The organism is Streptomyces sp. NPDC042371 (assembly GCF_056437465.1).
In genome coordinates, this window is the sequence record NZ_JBWKAP010000002.1 from 664,558 (window position 1) to 684,714 (window position 20,157).

Annotated in this window: 20 protein-coding genes; 8 read left to right on the top strand and 12 right to left on the bottom strand. The window is 71.0% G+C overall.

Annotation, left to right across the window (positions count from 1 at the left end):
* Positions 1 to 39 precede the first annotated feature (39 nt).
* Positions 40 to 393 carry a hypothetical protein gene (locus AC068B_RS08760; protein ID WP_478669986.1) on the bottom strand — a complete coding sequence of 118 codons (354 nt, stop codon included), beginning with the start codon at positions 391 to 393 and terminating at the stop codon, positions 40 to 42.
* Positions 394 to 588: 195 nt separating this feature from the next.
* Here AC068B_RS08760 and AC068B_RS08765 point away from each other — a divergent pair, with 195 nt between their 5' ends.
* The 3 genes from AC068B_RS08765 (at position 589) to AC068B_RS08775 (ending at position 2,537) form a co-directional block, all read left to right on the top strand.
* Positions 589 to 726, top strand: a complete 138-nt coding sequence (locus tag AC068B_RS08765) for a hypothetical protein (protein ID WP_478669987.1) — start codon at positions 589 to 591, stop codon at positions 724 to 726.
* Between the two features lie 13 nt (positions 727 to 739).
* Positions 740 to 1,789, top strand: a complete 1,050-nt coding sequence (locus AC068B_RS08770) for a C40 family peptidase (RefSeq protein WP_478669988.1) — start codon at positions 740 to 742, stop codon at positions 1,787 to 1,789.
* 106 nt (positions 1,790 to 1,895) lie between these two features.
* Positions 1,896 to 2,537 carry a hypothetical protein gene (locus tag AC068B_RS08775; protein ID WP_478669989.1) on the top strand — a complete coding sequence of 214 codons (642 nt, stop codon included), beginning with the start codon at positions 1,896 to 1,898 and terminating at the stop codon, positions 2,535 to 2,537.
* 31 nt (positions 2,538 to 2,568) lie between these two features.
* On the opposite strand, the gene AC068B_RS08780 is transcribed toward AC068B_RS08775, so the two are convergent.
* Both AC068B_RS08780 and AC068B_RS08785 read right to left on the bottom strand, forming a co-directional pair.
* Complete coding sequence (locus AC068B_RS08780; RefSeq protein WP_468556057.1) at positions 2,569 to 3,300, bottom strand: LuxR C-terminal-related transcriptional regulator; 732 nt, start codon at positions 3,298 to 3,300, stop codon at positions 2,569 to 2,571.
* Positions 3,297 to 4,586 carry a PspC domain-containing protein gene (locus tag AC068B_RS08785; RefSeq protein WP_478669992.1) on the bottom strand — a complete coding sequence of 430 codons (1,290 nt, stop codon included), beginning with the start codon at positions 4,584 to 4,586 and terminating at the stop codon, positions 3,297 to 3,299. Before AC068B_RS08785 ends, AC068B_RS08780 begins: the two co-directional genes overlap by 4 nt.
* Before the next feature lie 184 nt (positions 4,587 to 4,770).
* On the opposite strand from AC068B_RS08785, the gene AC068B_RS08790 reads away from it, so the two are divergent.
* Together AC068B_RS08790 and AC068B_RS08795 are read left to right on the top strand one after the other, a co-directional pair.
* Complete coding sequence (locus AC068B_RS08790; RefSeq protein WP_478669993.1) at positions 4,771 to 6,132, top strand: PspC domain-containing protein; 1,362 nt, start codon at positions 4,771 to 4,773, stop codon at positions 6,130 to 6,132.
* Positions 6,119 to 6,355 (top strand): hypothetical protein, encoded by a 237-nt coding sequence (locus AC068B_RS08795; protein ID WP_478669995.1) that lies wholly within the window; start codon positions 6,119 to 6,121, stop codon positions 6,353 to 6,355. The genes AC068B_RS08790 and AC068B_RS08795 overlap by 14 nt, the downstream gene beginning before the upstream one ends.
* Here AC068B_RS08795 and AC068B_RS08800 read toward each other — a convergent pair.
* The 3 genes from AC068B_RS08800 to AC068B_RS08810 all read right to left on the bottom strand — a co-directional run bounded on the left by AC068B_RS08800 (position 6,352) and on the right by AC068B_RS08810 (position 9,279).
* Positions 6,352 to 6,894, bottom strand: a complete 543-nt coding sequence (locus tag AC068B_RS08800) for a DoxX family protein (protein WP_478669996.1) — start codon at positions 6,892 to 6,894, stop codon at positions 6,352 to 6,354. The two genes, AC068B_RS08795 and AC068B_RS08800, sit on opposite strands and share 4 nt — an antisense overlap.
* Positions 6,895 to 7,076: 182 nt before the next feature.
* Positions 7,077 to 8,342 (bottom strand): hypothetical protein, encoded by a 1,266-nt coding sequence (locus tag AC068B_RS08805; protein WP_478669997.1) that lies wholly within the window; start codon positions 8,340 to 8,342, stop codon positions 7,077 to 7,079.
* Between the two features lie 151 nt (positions 8,343 to 8,493).
* On the bottom strand, positions 8,494 to 9,279 hold the full coding sequence (locus AC068B_RS08810) for a class II aldolase/adducin family protein (protein ID WP_356251481.1): 786 nt from the start codon (positions 9,277 to 9,279) through the stop codon (positions 8,494 to 8,496).
* 130 nt (positions 9,280 to 9,409) lie between these two features.
* Between AC068B_RS08810 and AC068B_RS08815 the strand changes: the two genes are divergently transcribed.
* The gene (locus AC068B_RS08815; protein WP_478670000.1) at positions 9,410 to 9,889 is read left to right on the top strand and encodes a pyridoxamine 5'-phosphate oxidase family protein; all 480 of its coding nucleotides are present in this window, start codon (positions 9,410 to 9,412) and stop codon (positions 9,887 to 9,889) included.
* Positions 9,890 to 9,969: 80 nt separating this feature from the next.
* Here the strand turns inward: AC068B_RS08815 and guaA are convergent, their stop codons facing one another.
* On the bottom strand, positions 9,970 to 11,550 hold the full coding sequence (guaA, locus tag AC068B_RS08820; protein WP_356251487.1) for a glutamine-hydrolyzing GMP synthase: 1,581 nt from the start codon (positions 11,548 to 11,550) through the stop codon (positions 9,970 to 9,972).
* A gap of 417 nt (positions 11,551 to 11,967) precedes the next feature.
* Here guaA and AC068B_RS08825 point away from each other — a divergent pair, with 417 nt between their 5' ends.
* Positions 11,968 to 12,291: a chorismate mutase gene (locus tag AC068B_RS08825; protein WP_478670001.1), complete on the top strand. Its 324-nt coding sequence runs from the start codon at positions 11,968 to 11,970 to the stop codon at positions 12,289 to 12,291.
* Positions 12,292 to 12,946: 655 nt separating this feature from the next.
* Here the strand turns inward: AC068B_RS08825 and AC068B_RS08830 are convergent.
* The 3 genes from AC068B_RS08830 to AC068B_RS08840 all read right to left on the bottom strand — a co-directional run bounded on the left by AC068B_RS08830 (position 12,947) and on the right by AC068B_RS08840 (position 15,114).
* Positions 12,947 to 13,675, bottom strand: coding sequence for a hypothetical protein (locus AC068B_RS08830; RefSeq protein ID WP_478670004.1), 729 nt, complete (start codon positions 13,673 to 13,675; stop codon positions 12,947 to 12,949).
* A 182-nt stretch (positions 13,676 to 13,857) separates the two neighbouring features.
* Positions 13,858 to 14,640, bottom strand: coding sequence for a hypothetical protein (locus AC068B_RS08835; RefSeq protein WP_478670005.1), 783 nt, complete (start codon positions 14,638 to 14,640; stop codon positions 13,858 to 13,860).
* Positions 14,641 to 14,742: 102 nt separating this feature from the next.
* On the bottom strand, positions 14,743 to 15,114 hold the full coding sequence (locus AC068B_RS08840; RefSeq protein WP_478670006.1) for a hypothetical protein: 372 nt from the start codon (positions 15,112 to 15,114) through the stop codon (positions 14,743 to 14,745).
* A gap of 294 nt (positions 15,115 to 15,408) precedes the next feature.
* Here AC068B_RS08840 and AC068B_RS08845 point away from each other — a divergent pair, with 294 nt between their 5' ends.
* Positions 15,409 to 16,452: an LAETG motif-containing sortase-dependent surface protein gene (locus tag AC068B_RS08845; protein WP_478670008.1), complete on the top strand. Its 1,044-nt coding sequence runs from the start codon at positions 15,409 to 15,411 to the stop codon at positions 16,450 to 16,452.
* A gap of 126 nt (positions 16,453 to 16,578) precedes the next feature.
* On the opposite strand, the gene AC068B_RS08850 is transcribed toward AC068B_RS08845, so the two are convergent.
* Positions 16,579 to 18,456: a GMC oxidoreductase gene (locus AC068B_RS08850; protein WP_478670010.1), complete on the bottom strand. Its 1,878-nt coding sequence runs from the start codon at positions 18,454 to 18,456 to the stop codon at positions 16,579 to 16,581.
* A gap of 27 nt (positions 18,457 to 18,483) precedes the next feature.
* The gene (locus AC068B_RS08855) at positions 18,484 to 20,100 is read right to left on the bottom strand and encodes a succinic semialdehyde dehydrogenase (protein WP_478670012.1); all 1,617 of its coding nucleotides are present in this window, start codon (positions 20,098 to 20,100) and stop codon (positions 18,484 to 18,486) included.
* Positions 20,101 to 20,157 lie beyond the last annotated feature (57 nt).

A 20,157-nucleotide genomic window follows, 5' to 3' on the forward strand; every position in this document is an offset into this window, starting at 1 on the left:
CCCGAGCACCCCTTCCACGCGCGCGTGCAGGCGGAAAACTCAGGTCCACAGCACCGCGATGAAGATGTTCGCCGTGGTCAGCAGGCCGACCGCGCCGAACAGGCTCTTGTCGATCTTCTCCTCGTCCCGCTTCACGTAGACCAGCGCGAGAATCACGATCAGGACGGCCATCTTGATGCCGATCTTGACGTTGTTGACCGTGTTGTCGTCCGCCTGGTTGAGGCCCACGAGGACCACACCGGTGAGGAGCATGATCAGCGCACCGTGCAGCATCCCGGGGCTGAATCGGGCGGTGCCCTGGCCCATCTGCTTCATCTGGGTGAGGAAACCGCCCAGGAGCGAGGCGATGCCGATGATGTGCAGGCCGACGAAGAGATGGATGAGTAGGTCCATGAGGCCGGAGCCTAGCCGGGGCCCCCGGCCCTCCCGGCAGGCGCCCCCATATCACTGCCCCACGGCCGGGTAGGTCGGAAACGAGCCATCGGTCACACCTCTGTGCGAAGCCGCCGCAGCCCGGCGATGCACACGGTCGCGGCGGGTCGCCGTTCCGCCCACTTCTGTCAGTTGCGCACAATCCGTCACTCACCCGTGACGCCCAGGTTTAGCGTCCTCCACCAGGTGGCCGACTCCCCACCGCCGTCCGGCCCAGGACGGCCGTCGGTCACCACCGCCGAGAAGCCCGGCGGCGGCCTGCTCCCCCTGTGCGGGCCGCCGCCGGACACGTAAGGAGCCCCACTTCGTGGCAGCGCACCGCAAGCCCAGCCAGCGCTCGCTCAGCGGCAGCACGGCCCGCACCGCCTTGACCCTCGCCCTCGCGGGAGCCGCATCGGCCACCGCCTTCGACGGCACGGGACACGCGGACCCCCGACTCAGCCCCGCCGAGGTGAAGTCCAAGGTCGACTCGCTCTACCGCGAGGCCGAGACCGCCACCGAGAAGTACAACGGCGCGAAGGAGAAGGCCGAAAAGGCCGAAACCACGCTCGGCAAATTGCGCGACGAAGCGGCCCGCAAGACGGAGAAGCTCAACTCCGCCCGCAACAGCCTGGGTTCGTACGCCGCGGCGCAGTACCGTGCGGGCGGCATCGACCCCTCCGTACAGCTCGCGCTCTCCTCCGACCCCGCGCAGTTCCTGGACCGCGCGGCGCGCGCCGACCGGGCGGGCAGCCGTCAGGCCCTGGCCGTCGGCGAAGTGCGGGAGCAGGCCCATGAGATCGACCGGCTGCGCGGCCGGGCCGACGACCGGCTGGCCGCCCTCCGCGCACGCCAGGCGGAACTGCGCACGCAGAAGAAGAAGATCACCGGAAAGCTCGGCGAGGCGAAGCGGCTGCTGTCCCGCCTCAGCGCCACGCAGCGCGACGAACTCACCGGCCCGGCGGGCGACGACCGCGCCAACCGCTCCACGGCCCGTGACACCGCCCCGGGCGCCGCCAAGGCCCCCAACGCCCGCGCCGCGTCCGCCGTCTCGTACGCCTCCAAGGCCCTCGGCAGCCCCTACGTCTGGGGCGCCACCGGGCCCGACGCCTTCGACTGCTCGGGGCTCACCCAGGCCGCCTACCGATCGGCGGGCGTCGGCCTGCCCCGCACCACCTACGCTCAGATCGCCGCGGGCCGACGAGTCCCCCGCTCCGAACTGCGCCCCGGCGACCTGGTGTTCTTCTACTCGGGCATCAGCCACGTCGGCCTCTACGTCGGCAACGGCCAGATGATCCACGCCCCGAACCCGAGCGCCCCCGTCCGGCTCGCCCCCATCGACCAGATGCCGTTCGCGGGAGCCACACGCGTGTCCTGAACGCCCGACCGCCGCCGACCGGGCCGCGGCGACCAGGCCTCTGCAACCAGGCCCTGCAACCGGGCCGCGGCGATCAAGGAGCAGCCCCGCCAGTATTGTCACGGACATGCCTAGCCGTACGCTGCCTCCGCCCCCGCCACCCGTGTATCTGCGCACCTGGCCGGACCGGCAGACGCTGCTCACCGACCGCGGCATGGCCCTCCAAGAGCTGCACAGGCGGCACTTCGGGCTGATCCGGCTCCTGCTGCTGTGGCTGTGCGGACTCGGCGGCGTCATCGGCTGGTCCCTGCTGGTCCAGCCGATCCGGTACATCGACGACAAGGACCCCAGCGCCTTCCTCCTGGGCCCGGTCCTCATGGTCCTCGGCCTGGCGGTGCTGGCCCCCTCGGTCATCGGCGTCGCCCTCGGCATCCGCCACGACCGGCGCCTGCGGCAACTGAAGGACGCCTGGCTCGCCTTGGACAGTCACCCGACGTCCGACGCCAGGCTGCGCTCCCCCGGCCGCAGCCTCGTCTGGCTCCTGTCGTCCCTGGCCGTGTGCACACTCGGCCTCTGGCTGTCCTTCACCGCGGCCGCGTACGCCGAACCGGGCCACGAGACCTACGCCGACGTCGCCCTAGGCATGGGCATCGGCCTGCTCCTCTGGCTCACGGGCCTCATCGGCGCCGCGAAGGCGGTCGGCCACTACCGCTGGGCCCTGCGCCATCTCGGCCCGGCGGCACCGCCCGGCGCCGCCGCACACCGCTAGGGCCCCAGTCCCCCGGCGCCCCAGCGCCCGGTCAGACCAGCCGCCGCGCCGTCGCCCACCGCGTCAGCTCATGGCGGTTGGACAGCTGAAGCTTCCGCAGCACCGCAGAGACATGCGACTCGACCGTCTTCACGGAGATGAAGAGCTGCTTGGCGATCTCCTTGTACGCATAGCCGCGTGCGATGAGCCGCAGGACCTCGCGCTCGCGCTGGGTGAGGCGGTCCAGGTCCTCGTCGACCGGGGGCGCGTCGGTGGAGGCGAAGGCGTCCAGGACGAATCCGGCGAGGCGCGGCGAGAACACCGCGTCGCCGTCCTGCACACGGAAGACGGAGTCCACCAGGTCGGTGCCGGTGATGGTCTTGGTGACATAGCCACGGGCGCCGCCGCGGATGACACCGATGACGTCCTCCGCGGCGTCGGAGACCGACAGCGCGAGGAACCGCACCGGGCTCTCCGCGTCCGCCATCAACGGCGAGCAGCGGCGCAGGACTTCCACGCCTCCGCCGCCCGGCAGATGCACGTCAAGGAGGACGACCTCGGGGCGCGTGGCCGTGATGACCGTGACCGCCTGGTCGACGTCGGCCGCCTCTCCGACCACCTCGACGCCGGTGATGTCGGTGCGGCCGATCTCGGCCTGCACTCCGGTGCGGAACATCCGGTGGTCGTCGACCAGGACGACTCGCACACGACGTCCGTCCGCACCGCCGCCCTCGTCCGTCCCGGTCGGCTCCGTGGGCCCGCTCGCCCCGGTCGCGTCGCTCATGTCGTCGCCGTCCTCTCCATCTCCAGCTCGACTTCCGTGCCGCCGCCGGGCACCGCGCGGAGCCGCGCCGTGCCGCCGTTGCGCTGCATACGGCCGATGATCGATTCTCGTACGCCCATGCGATCGTCCGGCACGGAGTCCAGATCGAACCCGGGACCGCGGTCCCGTACGGACACGAACACCGTCTCCCCCTCGACTTCGGCGAAGACCTGCACCGCGCCGCCCTCGCCACCGTACTTGGCGGCGTTCACCATCGCTTCCCTCGCGGCCTGCATCTGTGCGGTCAGCCGCTCGTCGAGCGGGCAGTCCCCGACGACGACGACCTCGATGGGGACGCCGTGCTTGTCCTCGACCTCCGCGGCGCTGTGGCGGACCGCCTCGGCGAGGGTGTCGGGTTCCTCGTCCTCGTCCTTGCCGGTGCCCTCGGGTTTGTAGAGCCAGGCGCGCAGGTCGCGCTCCTGGGCGCGGGCGAGGCGGCGCACCTCGCTCGCGCTCTCCGCATTGCGCTGGATCAGGGTCAGGGTGTGCAGCACGGAGTCGTGCACATGGGCGGCGACCTCGGCTCTCTCCTGGGCCCGGATGCGCATCAGCCGCTCCTCGGAGAGGTCCTGCATCATGCGGACGAGATAGGGCCCGGCGAGCAGCGCGACGCCGACGAGCACAGCGAGCGAGGCCTGCAGCACGGCGCCCAGGTGTGCGGCGGAGCCCTGCAGCACGAAGATGCCGGACACCCCGGCGCCGACCAGGAGCACTCCGGCCGCCGAGCGGGCGATCGTCAGGGTGCGCCTGCGACGGCCGACGGCCATCCAGCGTGCCCTGCGGGCGTTGTCGGCCTGCCGCCAGACGAGGGCGACACCGGCGGCCATGAGCAGGGTCGGGACGACATACGCCTTCGTCGAGCCGTCCAGGTCCACGTTGCTGACGAAGACCATGGCGACGACGACCATCGCGAGGAGCGCGACGAACTGGCCCTTGTCCGGCTTGCGGGCCACGAGTCTGCGTCGGCCGTCCGGTGCCGTCTCGGACGTGAAGGCCGCGGGCGGCCGCTCGGCACCCACGCCGCCCACGCCGAGCGGGACGAAGAACCAGAACGCCGCATAGAGCAGTCCGCCGAGCCCGTCCGCCGTGAACAGCCCGACGAAGATCAGCCGGACCCAGATCACGGGCAGCCCGAGATGTCCGGCCAGACCGCGCGCGACTCCGCCGAGCCAACGCCCGTCACCGCTGCGATAGAGCTTGCGCAGCGGTCGGACGTCGTCGGTGGGCGGTGCAGCGGCTTCCGGCATGTCATCGATATTCACACGCGGGCGCGGGTCCGGGCATCAGGGTCGACCCCCGAGACTTCCCTGATCCGGTCCCCTGTCCCGGCCCTGTCAGGGGTACGGCCCGAAGCGTCTCAGGGGCGATATCAGGGTTCGTCCAGGGTCGTCCCGACTGCCGCGGCGGGCCTGCGGCGGTCACCATGGACACATGACAGATCAGCAGCCCGCCGAGACGGAGACCGAGGCCGCCATCCGCGACGCCCTGCGTGCCGCGCACGGCGTCCCGGGTGATCCCGCGGACGGTCCCGAGCCGGGCCTGCCCGCGGAGGAGCGCAAGTTCCGCCGTGACCGTCGGCAGAAGAAGCTCGGCGGGGTGTGCGCCGGGCTCGGTCGGCACTGCGACATGGATCCGGTGATCTTCCGCATCGGCCTGGCCGTGCTCGCGATCACCAGCGGCATCGGCCTGGTGTTCTACGGCTTCGCATGGCTCTTCACGCCGTACGAGGACGAGGAGGAGAACGAGGTGCGCAGGCTCCTCTCCGGCAGGGTGGACGGCCAGGCGCTGACCGCCGTGCTCTTCGCGCTCGTCGGCTGCGGCGTCTTCCTGACCCTGTTGAACAACGGCGGGGCGCTCACCTTCGCCGCCGTCCTCACCCTGCTCCTCGCGGGCGCGGGATATTGGTCGCAGCAGCGCGACACCCTCGACTCCGACCCGGTGGCGGCCCAGGCCGCGGCGGACGCCCCGCCCGAGGCGAAGGCGCCGCCCGTCGCCGGAAGTCCTTCGTGGTGGCGCGACCCGATAATCAAGGACGGCACGCACGAGGGGATCTCGGGCTATTTCTGGGGCCCCAAAGGTCTCCACGTCGAGTATCAGCCGACGGGTCACCACCAGGGCGTGCCCCGCAAGGCGGCGGTGCCCACCCCGGCGCCCAAGCCCCGCGGGCCGCGTTGGATCGGCGGCTGGGTGTTCCTGTTCGCCCTGCTCGCGGGCGGCCTCGGGACCGGGCTGACCTGGGAGGAGCAGCCGCTCGGCACGACGTTGCAGGTCGGCCTCGCGTGTGCGCTCGGGGTGTTCGGTCTCGGCATCGCGGTCAGCGCCTTCCTCGGGCGCACCGGAGCGGGATCGATCGTGCTCGCGGTGCTGACCGCCGGTCTCCTCACCGGCGCGGCCGCCCTGCCGGAGAACATCACGACGCACTACGCCCGCACGGACTGGATACCGACCGAGGCAGCGGACGTCCAGCCCCGCTACGAGGTGGGGCTCGGCACGGGCACGCTCGATCTGAGCAAGGTCGACGTCGGCAAGGACAAGACGTTGAAGACCGGCGTCGAGGTCGGTGCGGGCGACCTCAGGGTGGTCCTGCCGAAGGACGCCACCGTGCGGCTCGACGCGAAGGTGGGCGTCGGCGACATCGTGTTGCCGGGCGACAAGAACAAGGACCTGGACATCGCTCCGGGCCGGGAGAAGAAGGTGACGCTGCGACCGCACTCGGGCGGCGACGGCGGCACGATCGATCTGCACCTCAAAGTCGGCGTCGGACAAGCGAAGGTGACCCGTGCTACGTCATGAATTCCACCCCGGCAAGCTGGTGGCAGGGCTCTTCCTGCTTGCGGTCGCCGTTGTGTACGCGGGCGACGCGGGCGGTGCCTGGGACGCACCGTGGTTCATCGCGCTGCCGCTCGTGATGGCCGGTCTGTTCATCGCGGGCGTGGCGGCGGCGATCCATGGGATACGCCCGAGGGGCGCGGCCCGTCCGGGCGGTGCCGGGGGCGTCAAGGAGCCGCGGGACTAGCGGGACCGGCCCGGGCCGGGGGCGTTCGCGCGGCGGGCGGTGCGCAGGGCGTCGATGGAGAGGACGGAGGCTCCGGCGAGGACCAGCGGCAGCCACGCCATCAGGTAGGCCAGGTCGTTGCCGTAGTAGTAGGGCTCCTCGTGCCAGCTGACGGTCAGCCAGAGGCTGAGCGAGATGAAGGCGCCGCCGAGTGCGGCGACGCGGGCGAAGAGGCCGATCAGGGCGCCGATGCCGACGGCCAGTTCCCCCAGGGCGATGGCGTAGCCGAAGCCGACGGGGTTCTTGAGGGAGAGGTCGACGAGAGCGGGGATCGCGGAGATGTCACGGACGCCCTCCATCTGCGCGCCGATCGAGCCCGCGCCGCTCGCCTGCATGAAGGCGCTGTCGGTGAGCTTGTCCAGGCCCGCGTAGATGAAGGTGATGCCGAGGAAGATCCGCAGGGGGAGCAGGGCGTAGCGGGTGGCGGTCTCCCGCCAGTCGGCACGCCTGATGTGGCTGGTGTGGATGGTGTGGCCGTCCGTACGCATGCCGTGCGCCATGGCACTCCGCCGCCTCTCGCGTGGTCCCGTCTTTTGACGATACGTACGAAGAGGGGCTGCTGCTCAGTGGCGTGCGGGGGATTCCACGGCGGCCCGATTCAGCGGCGGCCCGAAGACGGTTCGAAGGCGGTCCGAAGGTAGTTCGAAGGCGGTACGAAGAGGTCAGGGGGAGGTGCTGTGGGTCAGTCCGTTACGTCGATCGTGACGCGGTTCGTCTCGACGCCCGCGGCCGTGACGACCTGGACGTCGACGCGGCCGGGTTCCACGTCGACGGGGATCGGGACGGTCAGCACCGCGTCGGTCGGATTGGTGAAGCCGCCCGGCACGGGCACGAGCGGCACGTGGACGTGCACGGCGCCGATGCGGACGACCGTGCGGGCGAGCCGGTCCGCGTCCCCGGCGCCGGGCGGGACGAAGCCCGCGCCGCGGATCTCGATGTCGTCGCCCGTGCGGATGGGGGCGTCGAGGTCACCGGCCTCCCGCGCGCGGACGACGGAGAGGATCACGGGACGGCCGCCTTCGGAGTACTTCCCCGCCAGGTACGTCGCGGCGGAGACCAGCACGAGGAGGGCGAGACCCCACGGCAGATCGGGCAGCTGCTCGGGCCGCCGTGCCAGGCGTACGGCGGCGAAGACCACGGCGACGGCACTGATCAGGACGTACTGCGCGTCGGCGAAGCTGCCTCGGCCCGCGTCGTCGGTGAGCGGGTCGGAGGCCCTCGGCCGGTCCGCGCGCACCTTCTGCAGCCGCTGGCCCAGCACGCGCAGGCCGACGACCCTGCGCACCAGGACGGCGACCGCGCACACCACGGCGAGGACGGTCACCGTGCCCGCGGCGCGGGAGAGTTCGAGGCCGTCGATCAGTTCGTCGCGCTGCGCGTGTCCCGAGGCCGCGGCGAGTTCGCCCGCGAGGACGAGCACGGCGAAGACGACGAGGAGCACCCAACAGGCGGCCACGGCACGCGAGGTGGAGAGCCGGTTGTCCTCGCCGATCACCGGCGCGAGGACCCCGCCGCGCGCCCGGTGCGCGTATGCGGCGCCCGTCAGCAGCCCGCCCACGACGAGGGCCGCGAGGAGACCGGCCGTGCGCGCGTCCGACCAGCCGGCGCCGATCGCGGTGAGCGCCTGGACGAGGAGCAGGGCGACGAAGGAGCCCCAGACGACGCCGAGCGTGCGGGTCCACAGCCGTCGCAGCCAGACCTCGCCCTCGGCCCTGCCGCGCTCGGCGACGGCACGCGCGGACTGCGTCAGCTCGTCCGACACCCACTGTCTGGAGGCGCCCGCCGAGTGCGCGACGGCCGCGGGCAGCCCCTCCCCCGCCGCGAACCCGTCGCGCTGGGCGAGGAACGCGGCCACGGCACGCCGGTGCCCTTCCCGCGCCCCGTGCGGGCAGCCGCCGCACGTGCAACCGCCCCCGTGCACGCCCTGCCCCGCCTCCTGCACTGCCACCGCGTACGCCGCCTTCCCCACCCTCGAAGCCCCTGGGGCTTCCCGCGAACTTCCTTGCAGAGAAGGGGAATTGTGCCGTACTGAAAGGCGAACGAATGCCCGGGGTCAGGTCAGCGGGGGTGAAAGGCCCAGCCCGGCATTGACGTCGGGGTCAGGCCAGCAGATCCGGCTCGCTGCGGCTGATGTCCTGCCACAGGGACTGGTAGTTGATCCACGCGACCAGATCGCTGCCGAGCTGCTCACGGGTCTGCACCGCCTGCTTGTGGCCGATCAGCACCGGCCGCCCCGCCGCCCGCGCGCTGAGCTGGACCTGGCAGGAGCGTTCCATGGAGATGAACCACCAGGCGGCGGCGTCGACGGAGTCCCCGACGGTGAGCAGGCCGTGGTTGCGCAGGACGACCGCCTTGTGGCCGCCGAGCGCGGACGCGATCCTGCGCCCCTCCTCTGCGTCGACGACGACACCGGTATAGCCGTCGTACAGGGCGTGGCTCTCGTAGAAGGCGCAGGCCTCCTGGGTGATCGGGTCCAGGAGTTCGCCGAGTGTGGAGAGAGCGCGGCCGTGCAGCGAGTGGCAGTGTGCGACGGCGACGACGTCGGGCCGCGCCAGGTGCGCCTGGGCGTGGACGGTGAACGCGGCCTGGTTGACGTGGTGGCGCCCCTCAACGACCTGCCCCTCGGCGTTGGCGAGGACGAGGTCGCCGACGGTGACGTGCTTGAAGGGCATCCCGAAGGGGTTCACCCAGAAGCAGTCGGTGTGCTCCGGGTCGCGTGCGGTGATGTGGCCGGAGACCCCGTCCTCGTACCCGAGCCTGCCGAAGATCCGCAGCGCGCCGGCGAGCCGCTCCTTGCGGTGCCTTCGTTCGTCCGCCACGGATTCGTGGACGGGCGGCATCGCGAACTGCAACCGCTCGACGGGTATCGGTGTGGGCGCCTGCATGTGTCCTCCATCCATGGCTGTACGGGGCGGAAGTTACCGGCGGGAAGCACAGGAGGACAGAGGCGCGGCACGATCAACGGTGCGATGAAAGGCGACAGGAGGTGTCGGGTATCGGCGACAGACTCGACGTATGACGTTCAACTGGGAAGCCTTCGCCAAAGCAGAGCCGGATCTTGCCGCGACCGTCGAGAAGCGCTTCGGCGCGTTCACCCATCACGTCCTCGCGACCCTGCGCAAGGACGGGTCGCCACGCACCACGGGGCTGGAGGTCCGCTTCCTGAACGGGGAGCTGTGGCTCGGCATGATGCCGAACTCCCTCAAGGCGCTCGACCTGCGCCGCGATCCGCGCTTCGTGCTGCAGGCGAACCCGGGCCCGGGCACGGAGATGGCGGGCGGCGACGTCCGTGTCGCGGGCCGCGCGATCGAGGTGCGGGACCCGGAGACCGTCGCGCGCTACACGGAAGCGGTGGACCCGCCGGACCCGGACGCCTTCCACCTCTTCCGCACCGAGCTGACGGAGGTCGTGCGCACGTTTATCGAGGACGAGCGGTATCTGGTGGTGCAGTTGTGGAAGCCGGGCGCCGGGGTGCGCACCACGCGGCGGACGTGAGAACGCCGGTGCCGCCCCTCCGCCACAGGGACGAGGAGGCGGCACCGGCGCTCAGCAAGCTGCGGGAAGGACCGTGGGGGTCACTCCCACTCGATGGTCCCCGGCGGCTTCGACGTCACGTCGAGCACGACGCGGTTCACGTCGGCGACCTCGTTCGTGATGCGCGTCGAGATCTTCGCCAGGACGTCGTACGGCATGCGGGTCCAGTCGGCCGTCATGGCGTCCTCGGAGGAGACGGGGCGCAGGACGATCGGGTGGCCGTAGGTACGGCCGTCGCCCTGGACGCCGACGCTGCGGACGTCCGCGAGCAGCACGACAGGGCACTGCCAGATCTCCCGGTCGAGACCGGCCGCCGTCAGCTCCTCACGGGCGATGGCGTCGGCCTCGCGCAGCAGGTCGAGGCGGTCCTTGGTGACCTCGCCGACGATGCGAATGCCCAGGCCGGGGCCCGGGAAGGGCTGGCGCTGGACGATCTCGTCCGGCAGGCCGAGCTCGGCGCCGACCATCCGGACCTCGTCCTTGAACAGCTTGCGCAGCGGCTCGATGAGCTCGAACTCGATGTCGTCGGGCAGGCCGCCGACGTTGTGGTGCGACTTGATGTTCGCCGTGCCGGTGCCGCCGCCGGACTCGACGACGTCGGGGTAGAGCGTGCCCTGCACGAGGAAGGCGACCTCGGGGCCGTCCTCCTGGAGGATCTCCAGCTGCGCCTGCTCGAAGACGCGGATGAACTCACGCCCGATGATCTTGCGCTTGGTCTCCGGGTCGGAGACTCCGGCCAGCGCGTCCAGGAAGCGCTCGCTCGCGTCGACGACCTTCAGGTTCGCGCCGGTCGCGGCGACGAAGTCCTTCTCGACCTGCTCGGTCTCGCCCTTGCGCATCAGGCCGTGGTCGACGTACACGCAGGTCAGCTGCGAGCCGATGGCCTTCTGTACGAGGGCGGCGGCCACGGCGGAGTCCACGCCGCCGGACAGGCCGCAGATGGCGCGCTTGGTGCCGACCTGCTCGCGGATCGCGGCGACCTGCTCGTCGATGACGTTGTCGGTCGTCCAGTCCGGCTTGAGACCGGCGCCGCGGTAGAGGAAGTGCTCCAGGACCTGCTGGCCGTGCGTGGAGTGCATCACCTCGGGGTGGTACTGCACGCCGTACAGCTTCTTCTCGTCGTTCTCGAAGGCCGCGACCGGCACGACGTCCGTGGACGCGGTGACCGAGAAGCCCTCCGGCGCCGCGCTGCACGCGTCGCCGTGCGACATCCACACGGGCTGCTCGGCGGGGGTGCCCTCGAAGAGGGTGGATCCGGCCTTGGAGACATGCAGGGGCGTACGGCCGTACTCACGGGCGCCCGTGTTGTCGACGGTGCCGCCGAGGGTGATCGCCATCAGCTGGAAGCCGTAGCACATGCCGAAGACGGGGACGCCTGCCTCGAAGAGCTGGCGGTCGACGGTGGGCGCGTGCTCCGCGTACACCGACGAGGGGCCGCCGGACAGGATGATCGCCGCGGGCTTCTTCGCGAGCATCTCGGAGACGGGCATCGTGCTCGGCACGATCTCGCTGTAGACGCGGGCCTCACGGACGCGACGGGCGATGAGCTGGGCGTACTGCGCTCCGAAGTCGACGACCAGAACGGTGTCGGGAGCGGCGGCAGCGGGGGACGCTGATGGCACGGCGGCGGCCTTCCGGCGTTGAGCTTGAGCGGTGCGTGAGCAGAGGCTCGTGCGTGAGCAGGGGGTCTGTGTTTGTCAATTCTAACGGGCCCGGCGTGACCCCTTCGTCGCTTCCGACGGGGCCCCGCCGTAGGGGCGTCACATCACCGTGGGCATCTCAGCGGCCGTCTCAGCATCCGAGCCGTACGGGATCCCGATTGACCCGGGACGCGCGCGTGGGGGCATACTGAGCCCGTGACCAAGCACCTCAGCTTCCTCTTTACCTATGGCAACCGGCCTGCCGGCTGCCATGGTCGAGCTGCTTGATCCCACCGACAAGCGACTTACCGGGCGCCCCGGGCCGACAAGGCCCGGGGCGCTCTGTCGTACGCGGGTCCTGCCGATCCGGGGCACCTCTTCCAACGAAGGAGCCCCAAGATGACCGCCACCACCGCGTCCGCCGCCCCCACCACGTCCGCCGTCACCGCCGCCGACAAGACCGGCGCCCGTACCCCCGAGGCCGTGGACGTGATCGAGAACGCCCGGGAACGCATCGACGCGCTCGACGACCGGATCATCGGCCTCGTCCAGGAACGGATGGCCGTCTCGGCCGTCATCCAGGAGGCGCGCATCACCTCCGGCGGCCGCCGCGTGAACCTCTCCCGCGAGATGGAGGTTCTCGGCCACTACAGGGACGCGCTCGGCAAGCCCGGCACGGCGCTCGCGATGACGCTCCTTGAGCTGTGCCGGGGCCGCGTCTGAGGGGTGCGGGCCTGAGTTCGGAGGGGTGCGGACCTGAGTTCCGAGGGGTGCGGACCTGAGTTCGGATCCGCTCTCACCCGTACGGCGCGTGACCGGTCCCGGAGGGGCTTCGTTGGTCCCGATGTCCGTGTCAGCCAGGTGCGGGCCCGCAAGAACCACGCGTGGCTCCGCTGGAGCGATGAGGCGCAAGGATTGCTCCTTGCGCCGTGGGACCTCGCTCCAGTGACGTGACCGGACGGCAGGGGACAGCAGCCCGGTCACCCAAGAGAACGGTCGGCTTCGGGGACGCCCGGAGCCGGCCGGCCTCCGTCCCGGAACCCGGCCGAGTCCCAGGCCTCCTCCCCGCCAGATGTGGCCGAAACGGTTGCGCAGCCAACAACACATCGAGCACGATGCCTAGAAGGGCGGGCAGCGAATCCCCCCGTCCACAACTTCATTGCCATTGGTCGATACCACGCGAGCGCCCCCCGTGCGCCGGGTCGGCCACCGGCACCCAGACCAAAGCGGCGCACGCCCCCCCTGGCGCCGCCCCCGAGGCACTGACGCGGCCCTGACGTCGGTGCTGACAGCGAAGGGCCCCGCGGATCCGTCCCGCGGGGCCCTTCGCTCTTTCCCGCACCCGGCCGCCCGGCGAACCGGCGGCCCGGCGGCCCGGCTACAGGTCCTGCACCTTCTTCACCTGCGCCTCGACGACCTCGGTCGGCACACCGAACTTCTTCGGCTCCAGCAGGTTGATCGAGTAGAAGGCCGCGAGCGTCGAACCGCTGCGTACGACGGTGAAGCTCATCGGCGTCTTCTGGCCCTCGATGACACCCACGACCTTGTACGAGACGGCGTCGTCGCCCACCTTCGGCGCGGTCAGGGCGGCGACGTCGCGGTACTTCGAGTCCGCGTGCTCGTAGGCGGTGCACTTCTTCGTGGCCGTCCGCAGGTCGTCCATGACCTTCTCGGCGTCGTCCTGCTCGTGCGCGAGCAGCGCGAGCGAGATGACGGTGGCGTCCAGCTCGTCGGGGCCGGTCACGGTCCGGCCGACCCGGGACGTAGCCGCGGGCTGGGACGCGAACATGAACATGTCGGCGAACGGCTGGCAGGCGGCCGGGTCGGCGGGCACGGTCTGGGAGGGCATGTCCGCCGCGGACAGCTTCTCGACCTTGTGGCCCTTGAGGTCGCCCTTGGCGAGCACCGCCTTCTCCAGGTCGGCGGCGGTCAGCGCGGTCGACTTCTTCTCGGCCGGGGTCTCGGCCGGGGCAGACTTCCGCGACGGCTTCTTGTCGCTGTCACGGCTGCTGCCGCCGCTGTTGCTGTCGCCGCCGCACGCTGCGGTCAGGCCCAGCGCGACCATGACGGACGCGGCCACGACGGCCCGAGACACAGATGACTTCACGTTTCCTACCTTCAGTCTCACGGCGCGGGCGACGGCCCGCGCCGAGGCGACATGAAAGCGGCAAGCACACGTCTCTGACCAGCGTTTTTCGTAACGATCGGAAACCGCCGAAAAGGTTGTACGTGGCGTGTGTGAATGTGTGATCCGGTTCCCGGGCGAGGCGGAGACCCGCCGGAGGAGCCCTAGACCTTGTCGAGCTGGGCGTCGACGATCTTGGGGTCCACCTTCGGGTCCTGGTCCGCCGTGGGCGTTCCGCTGCCGTCCATGCCGTCCTTCTCGGCGTCCTTGTCGCGCTGGACGCCTTCGGGGTCGTAGAGGTTCGACGCACCGAAGGCGGCGAGCGTCGAGCCGCTGCGCACGACCGTGACGCTCTCCCGCGTCACGTACTCGCCCCTGCGGTGGGCGATCTTGTACGAGACGGCCTCATCGCCCTTGTCCGGCGCGGCCAGTGACCGGGCGCCGAGGTAGCGCTGCTCTCCGACCCGGAAGGCGGCGCACTTCTTCGACCGCAGGGCCGCGCGCAGGTCCGCCATCGCCTGCTTGGCGTCGGTCCCGGCGTACGAGGACAGGCCGACGTCGGTCGTCGTGGAGCCCTTGCCGTCGGCGGCGGTCAGGAGGCGGTCGACGTGGGATTTCGCCTTCTCCGGGGCGACGCCGCCTGCGCCGGAACCACCGCCGCCGAGCATCGCCGCGAGCGGGCCGCACTCCGGGCGGGACGGCTTCCCCGAGCCCACTCCCGTCCCCGCCTCGGACTCGTCCGGCTCCTCGACCTTGTAGCCCTTCACGTCCGCCGCGGTGAGGGCCGCCTTCTCCAGCTTCGAGGGGCCCGCACTCGCGCCCGGCTTCGCGGACTTCCGGGCATCGGCGTCACCGCTGTCACTCCCACTCCCGCCGCAGCCCGCACTCGCTCCGAGCGCGACCACGACCGAGACGACCGCCACGACCCGCGACACAGCTGACTTCACGTTCTGTTTCCCTCACCGGCTTGCTGTTCTGCATCTGGAACCAGGACCACAACAACTACGACAGCTACGACGGAGGAAGATCGGATCTGGTTCCCCGCGGTCTCACCAGCCCCATATCCAGAAGCGGAACGGGCTGAGCAGGGCAATCGCGAGGGCCATGCCGCCGATGACGATCACCACGCTCCACACCCGGCGGCTGCGCTCGGACCGCCCGCCGCGGGCCCCCGTCGAGCCCGTCGGAGCCGACCGCCACTCGTCCGGACGCCACCGCTCGGACTCGGCCTCGCGCTTCGCGCGCCTGCGGCGGAACCGCCCCGCCTCCTCGACCCGTCGACGCGCGGCCTCCTCGTCCAGACGCCGCAGCCGCTCGGCCACCATCCGCGCCCGTGCGGACGGCTCCTTCGGCGCGGACGAACGGATCTCCCGCTCGCTGTCGTTCTCGAATCTCTCCCACACCTCATCGGGTATGGCCACGCTGTCCCCTCCCCTTTTCCCCAAATTTCCCCGAGTTTCCCCGAGTTCCCCGAACTCATGTGCCCTTTGGGCGGGGGAAGTTCTACGGCACCCCCTCACGGGAGCACAAGTCCCGCCCGCACCCCACCAGCGCTGTGAGCCACGCCACATAAGAATTCTGTGAAATCGAGGACAACCATTCACAGGGATCGCAGGTCATGCATGCAGTAACAACGGCCACACCCGCGTCCCCACCGCGGAGGCCTCCACCTCCGCGCTGCCGACCGGGCAGTGCACCGGACTTCTGAGGTCTTCATGAAGCTTCGTCGTGCCATGGCTGCCGCGGCCGCTACGGCTGTCATAGCCCCGATCGCGCTGCTCTCGGCCCCGGCCGCTTCCGCGACCGAGGACACGCCCACTCCGCCCGTCCCGTCCGCGGGATCCACGACGGAGCCCGGCACGCCGACCCCGCCCGTGACTCCGCCGGTGACGCCCCCCATCGAGACACCGGAGACGCCCGCGAAGCCCGCGACGCCCAAGCCCGCCGACAAGCCGACCCCGCCCGTGGAGCCCCCGGCGCCCGGGAAGCACGGGAAGGGCGACCTCCCGCCGGTCCCGGATGAGGACTCCGAGGAAGAGCCGGAGATGTGCCCGTCCGACGACGGCGACACGGACGACGAATCCGTACTCGACGTCGACCTCGTCGGACTGCCCAAGAAGATCGTCGCGGGCAGCGGCTGGCACCAGTTCAAGCTGAGCGCCGCCAACCCCACCGACGAGCCGCTCGGCGAGGTGGACTGGACTGCGTTCGTGAACAACCTCGGCGCCGACCCGGAGGAGAAGGACGGGCTGCGGTACTTCACCGAGGTGCAGTTCCTCGACCCGGAGACCGATGAGTGGACGACGGTCGAAAGCCCGCGCGGCGAGGGGCTCGCCTACGGCACCGTCGACCTGGACGCCGAGGACAAGGCCGTCATCAAGCTGCGGGCCAAGGTCGGCGCCAAGGCTCCGGCCATCGACGGGTACGCGGTCGGTCTCGGCACGTACGTCGACTCCGAGCAGGACTGCACGCACACGTCGTCCAAGTACCGGCCGCTCACCATCGTCAAGGCCGGTGGCGACGACTCGTCGCCCACGCCCAAGCCGAAGCCGTCCAAGACCGCGCAGGCCAGTTCGGAGCCGCGGCCGCAGGGCAGCGCCGACGAGAGCCCGACCCCGGCCCCGGTCACCGGCAACCTCGCCGAGACCGGCTCCAGCTCGATGCTGCCGACCGTCGGCATCGTCGGCGGCATCGCCGTCGTCGCCGGTGCGGGCGTCGTGTTCGCCGTGCGTCGCCGCAAGGCCGAAGGCACCGTCTGAGCCGACACCGAGCCGTTCAGGCCGCCCCCGGCGGCTGACGGCACCTGATCACGCGGAAGGACCTGCGCTCGGAGGGGGGCGCAGGTCCTTACGTGTGTCTGGACGTGTGTCCGGGGCGGACCGGCCTCACTTCTTGGGCGGCACCGCGGGCATCCCGAGGAACGGCAGCTTCAGCGCGCCGAAGGCGTCCGCGGGGACCGCGGGGGTCTTCGGCTCGACGGGGGCGAGCCGCACGTACTCCCCGCCCTGCGCAGGACGCGGGTCCTCAGCGCCCTTGTTGGGCCAGAACGACATGGCGCGCTCGGCCTGCGCGGTGATCGTCAGGGACGGGTTCACGCCCAGGTTCGCGGAGACCGCGGCGCCATCGACGACCGAGATGCCGGGGTGGCCGTAGAGCCGGTGGTAGGGGTCGATGACGCCCGTGCGCGCGGAGTCGCCGATCGGGCAGCCGCCGAGGAAGTGCGCGGTCAGCGGGGTGCCCATGAGCTCGCCGACGTTCGACCCGGGGAAGCCGTTGATCTCGTCGGAGAGGATCGTCGCCGCGCGGGTGGCCTCGTGGATCTGTTCGGGGTTGGGCGCGCCGTGGCCCTGCCGGGCGGTGAGCAGCCCCTTCCCGACGCCCTTCTCCTTGCGGTACGTGGTCAGGGAGTTGTCGAGCGACTGCATGACCAGACCGATGATGGTCCGCTCCGACCAGCGCCGGTTGGAGAGCGAGCGGACCGTCAGCCACGGGTGGCGTGCCACGTTGCCGAGCCAGCCCGCGACCCGCGCCTTGCCGCCCTGCACGCTGTACGGGACCTGGAGCACCGTCAGGCCGCCCATGGCGTTGGACTTCTTGCCGTAGCGGACGGGCTCGATGTGGGTGTTGTCGTTCGGGTGGATCGACGAGGTGATCGCGACGCCCTTGGTGAAGTCGGCCTTCTCGGCCCCGTGCCGCTTGCGGTAGCGGCGGTCGGTGGTCTGGGCGCCCACCAGCGCTTCGGAGTTGGTGCGGGTGAGGGTGCCGAGCCGCTCGGAGATCTGCGGCAGCAGGCCGGTGTCCTTCATGCGGTGCAGGAGCGTCTGCGTGCCGTACGTACCGGCGGCGACGACGACCTTGCGGGCCTTGAACGTACGCCCCTTGCCCTTGCGCTTGTCGTCGGTCGGCAGGGTCGCGACGGCGAAGCCGCCCCGGGAGTCCTCGGTGACGGCGACGACTGACGTCATCGGGTGGACGACCGCACCGGCCTTCTCCGCCAGGTACAGGTAGTTCTCGTTCAGGGTGTTCTTCGCGCCGTGACGGCAGCCGGTCATGCACTCGCCGCACTCGGTGCAGGCCCTGCGGGACGGGCCCGCGCCGCCGAAGTAGGGGTCGGGCACTTCCGCGCCGGGCCGGGACGTCGACGTACCGTCCGCGTCCTTCTCGTCGCCGAAGAAGACGCCGACGGGCGCCATGTGGAAGCTGTCGCCGACCCCCATCGTCTGGGCGGTGGCCTTCAGATGGACGTCCGACGGCGTCATCGTCGGGTTGAGCCGCACCCCGAGCATGCGCTTGGCCTGCTCGTAGTAGGGGCTCAGCTCGTCCTGCCAGTCGGTGATGTCCTTCCACTGCGCGTCCTTGAAGAACGGCTCGGGCGGCACGTAGAGGGTGTTGGCGTAGTTCAGCGAGCCGCCGCCGACCCCGGCGCCCGCGAGGACCATCACGTTGCCGAGCAGGTGGATGCGCTGGATGCCGAACAGGCCGAGCGCCGGGGCCCACAAGTAGTTCTTCAGGTCCCAGGAGTTCTTGGGCAGCGTCGCGCGCGTGAAGCGACGGCCCGCCTCCAGCACGCCGACGCGGTAGCCCTTCTCCGTCAGGCGCAGCGCGGACACCGAACCGCCGAAGCCGCTGCCGATGACGACGACGTCGTAGTCGTACCCGTCATGGCCGTGCTCGTCATGGCCGTGCCCGTCATGGCCGTGCCCGTCGTGGTCGTACGAAGCGTCGTCGCCCGCCCGGTTCCGGGCAGAGCTCTCCTGTGACATTGACTCTCCTCGTTGAGAACTAACGCACTAGCGCAGGCGAAGCGCCTTCATGACCTTCAGGCTGGTACTCATGAACGCCGCGTACTTCTCGTCGTCGAGGCCGAACGACGGCGCCAGCGGCATGACCCGCTGGGTGGCGATGGTCTGCGCCTCGGTGTACTTGAGGATTCCCTCGGAGCCGTGCCGTCGGCCGAGGCCGGAGTCCTTCATGCCGCCCATCGGCGACTGCACACTGCCGTAGGCGGGCGCGAAGCCCTCGTTGACGTTGACCGTGCCGGTGCGCAGCCGGGCGGCGACCTTGCGGCCGCGGCCGCCGTCCTTCGTCCAGACCGAGGAGTTCAGGCCGTACGGCGTGGCGTTGGCGAGCTCGACCGCCTCGTTCTCGTCCGTGAAGCGGTAGATGGAGACGACCGGGCCGAAGGTCTCCTCGTTGCAGACGGCCATCGGTGCCTCGACGCCGTCCAGGATCGTCGGCTCGAAGAAGTACGGGCCGATGTCGGGGCGCGCCGCGCCGCCCGCGACGAGCGTGGCGCCCTTGGCGACGGCCTCCTCGACGTGCCGGGTCACGGTCTCCAGCTGCCGCTCGCCGACGAGGGAGCCCATGTCGGCGCCGTACGCGAGGGACTTGCCGAGCCGCATCGCCTTCGTGCGCTCCGCGAAGCGCGCCACGAACTCGTCCGCGATCGACTCGTGGACGTACAGCCGCTCGATGGAGATGCACAGCTGACCGGCGGAGGAGAAGCAGGCGCGCACCGCGCCCGAGGCGGCCTTGTCGATGTCGGCGTCGTGCAGCACCAGCATGGCGTTCTTGCCGCCGAGTTCGAGCGAGACGCCGACCAGGCGCGCTGCCGCCCCCTGCGCGACCTCGCGGCCGGTACGGGTGGAGCCGGTGAAGGAGACGTAGTCGGCGTGCTTGACGACCTCGGGGCCGACGACCGGGCCCTCGCCGAGGACGACCTGGAAGACCTCCGCGGGCAGGCCCGCCTCGATGATCAGGTCGCGGGCCCACAGCGCGGTCAGACAGGTGGCCGTGTCGGGCTTCATCACGAGGGCGTTGCCCGCGACGAGGGCGGGCAGCGCATCGCCGACGGAGAGCTCCAGCGGGTAGTTCCACGGGGCGATCTGCCCGACGACGCCGCGCGGCTGACGGTTCTCGGTGACCTTGGTGAGGACCGGGACGACGCCGGTGTGCCGCTTGGGGCCCAGGTACGCGGGGGCCCTGCGGCCGTAGTGCCTGGCGGCGACCACGACGGCCTGGACCTCCTCGTGCGCGTGCAGGCGGGCCTTGCCGGTCTCCAGCTGGATCAGGTCGAGGACCTCGGCCTGGCGCTGCAGCACCAGGTCGTGGAAGCGCAGCAGGACGGCGGCGCGCTGCTTCACGGGGGTCCTGGCCCAGGCGATCTGGGCGGTGCGGGCCCGCTGGAAGGCGGTGGCCACGTCCTCGGGGGTGGACTCGGGCAGGTCGGCCAGCTTCTCGCCGGTGAGCGGCGAGTGGTTGGCCGTCCGTCCCGACCCGATGACGTCACGGGTGAGCTGTGCGATCAGCTCGGGCGTGACCACGTCGGCGGCGGTGCGCGCGCCTTCGGGGGCCGGGGCGGTCGGGTTCGTTCCGAGGGGCGCTGCGGTGGCCTGCGAGTCCGTCATGCTCGTGAGAGTAGGCCTACGTCAGGGTTTTGGGTACCCATCGGTAACGGGGGTTCA

Excerpts from the sequence above, each read along its gene's own strand:
- AC068B_RS08785 (WP_478669992.1), bottom strand. The coding sequence starts at position 4,586 with ATGCCGGAAGCCGCTGCACCGCCCACCGACGACGTCCGACCGCTGCGC.
- AC068B_RS08845 (WP_478670008.1), top strand. The coding sequence starts at position 15,409 with ATGAAGCTTCGTCGTGCCATGGCTGCCGCGGCCGCTACGGCTGTCATA.
- AC068B_RS08775 (WP_478669989.1), top strand. The coding sequence starts at position 1,896 with ATGCCTAGCCGTACGCTGCCTCCGCCCCCGCCACCCGTGTATCTGCGC.
- AC068B_RS08800 (WP_478669996.1), bottom strand. The coding sequence starts at position 6,894 with ATGGCGCACGGCATGCGTACGGACGGCCACACCATCCACACCAGCCAC.
- AC068B_RS08760 (WP_478669986.1), bottom strand. The coding sequence starts at position 393 with ATGGACCTACTCATCCATCTCTTCGTCGGCCTGCACATCATCGGCATC.
- AC068B_RS08810 (WP_356251481.1), bottom strand. The coding sequence starts at position 9,279 with ATGCAGGCGCCCACACCGATACCCGTCGAGCGGTTGCAGTTCGCGATG.
- AC068B_RS08790 (WP_478669993.1), top strand. The coding sequence starts at position 4,771 with ATGACAGATCAGCAGCCCGCCGAGACGGAGACCGAGGCCGCCATCCGC.
- AC068B_RS08815 (WP_478670000.1), top strand. The coding sequence starts at position 9,410 with ATGACGTTCAACTGGGAAGCCTTCGCCAAAGCAGAGCCGGATCTTGCC.
- AC068B_RS08855 (WP_478670012.1), bottom strand. The coding sequence starts at position 20,100 with ATGACGGACTCGCAGGCCACCGCAGCGCCCCTCGGAACGAACCCGACC.
- AC068B_RS08780 (WP_468556057.1), bottom strand. The coding sequence starts at position 3,300 with ATGAGCGACGCGACCGGGGCGAGCGGGCCCACGGAGCCGACCGGGACG.
- AC068B_RS08825 (WP_478670001.1), top strand. The coding sequence starts at position 11,968 with ATGACCGCCACCACCGCGTCCGCCGCCCCCACCACGTCCGCCGTCACC.
- AC068B_RS08850 (WP_478670010.1), bottom strand. The coding sequence starts at position 18,456 with ATGTCACAGGAGAGCTCTGCCCGGAACCGGGCGGGCGACGACGCTTCG.